This window comes from Petrotoga halophila DSM 16923, from assembly GCF_002924615.1.
In genome coordinates this window covers 1-1,664 of record NZ_JALY01000061.1, presented here as the reverse complement: position 1 = coordinate 1,664, position 1,664 = coordinate 1, and the positions used below count along the sequence as shown (strand labels likewise).

The following is a 1,664-nucleotide window of genomic DNA, read 5'->3' as shown; positions in this document are numbered from 1 at the left end:
GAATATAAGCATGAATATGAGTTCTGTAAAAGCAGCTAAGTTGATAAGTAAAGATATAGCGGATATAGGTAAAAGTTCGATATGCAACTTATTAAAAAAAAATAATCCACATGATAGACAAAAGGAAAGTAAAAAAGGTAAGTATCGATGATTTTGCAATAAAAAGAGGGCAAAGATATGGAAGTATCATGATCGATTTGGAAACTCACAAAGTGGTGGATATGTTGAACTCAAAGGGAAGCGCCCCGAAGGGGTTCAAGGAACTAGAAAAATGGCTAAAGGGATACGAGAATATCCAAATGGTATCAAGAGACGGATCGATATCGTATAAAAAGGCGATAGAGAAAGCCCATCCAGATGCTATTCAGATATCAGACGGGTTCCATTTAATAAAAAATCTAATGGATTATTGCAAAGAATATATCTATCAAAAGTTCAGTACCTCTTTAGTTATTGAAGAAACAAAGGATCAGGACATTGAAAAGATGGTTGATGAAAACAAAAACCTGGTTCCTTCTGAAAAAGAAAAGGCAACGCTTAAGTCAGTCAAAGAAGTTAGGGAATTATACAACAAAGGTTACTCAAAAAGGAAAATATCAAAATTACTGAACATACATAGAAGTACTGTTTACAGTACAGACCAGTTGAAAAAATAGAAGCTATTTCAAAAGAGTTGTACGAAAAGATTATACAATATACCCTGTTATTGAAAGTATGATAGACCTCGTAAATGAATTCAAACAGATGTTGAAATCAAAGAACGTTGAAAAACTTGAAGAATGGATAGAAAAAGCAAGTAACTTGAAAATCAGAAAAATAGATAAATTTGTGAACGGTTTAAAAAGAGATATGCAAGCGGTTAGAAATGCTATCGTATATGAATACAACAATGGGCTAACAAAAGGTTCTGTGAATAAAGTGAAAGTTATTAAAAGGATAATGTATGGAAGAAACAAATTTGAGATGTTGAGACAAAAAGTTCTTTTACTTGAGAATAACGGATAATTCAACAATCAGTGGAAAGAACCAGTATCGGTTAGCCATAGCATCGACTAAAAGCCGTAAAAATAGGTATATAAACGAATGTCATAAGGTTTTATCTAATAGAGGAAATTTAGAATTATCTAAAATGTTTACACCATCCCCTGTTTTGCTTAAAATATCTGGGACCGCTACTTCATAGGTATCTGTTATTACACCATCCTTATTTCCAAATAACTCAATGTAAGCTTTGGCAATATCTACTTTTCCTGAGTTTGACAGTTGAGAGACGATTTTTCAGTAAACCAAACGGAAGAAAGCGGGTTTGAGGGGATAAATCACCTATTTTTTGGGGAAAAATTTTTCATGCAGTGACACTTTTTTCTATTTTAATTATATCATTCTCTTGACTTCATAATATTTCTGTGGTATAATATTAAAGACATTATGAAGTTGGGAGATGATTTGGATGTATGTTAGAACGGTAAAAAACAATCAAGGGAAAGAATACTTAAGAATAGTAGAAAGTTACCGTGAAAACGGTAAGAATAAACAAAAGATTATTGCTAATTTGGGTAGAATCGATACTATCAGTAGAAAAGAAGTGGAAAATATTGTCGATAAACTTGTACAGATATATGATATAAAAGGTTATGTGAATTTGAATAGTGTTGAGGAAGCAC

General features: G+C 32.1%; 3 protein-coding genes. All 3 read left to right on the top strand.

Annotated features, from left to right (window positions below; all coding sequences use genetic code 11):
* The first annotated feature begins 110 nt into the window (after positions 1 to 110).
* Entirely contained in the window at positions 111 to 656 is a 546-nt protein-coding gene (locus AA81_RS14675; protein ID WP_041534019.1) for a transposase, read from the top strand.
* Positions 657 to 693: 37 nt separating this feature from the next.
* Positions 694 to 1,005 carry a transposase gene (locus tag AA81_RS14670; protein ID WP_331270670.1) on the top strand — a complete coding sequence of 104 codons (312 nt, stop codon included), beginning with the start codon at positions 694 to 696 and terminating at the stop codon, positions 1,003 to 1,005.
* Positions 1,006 to 1,450: 445 nt separating this feature from the next.
* Positions 1,451 to 1,664, top strand: a 214-nt coding sequence (locus AA81_RS03020; RefSeq protein ID WP_500690311.1) for an IS1634 family transposase N-terminal domain-related protein, incomplete at its 3' end; no start/stop codon positions are given.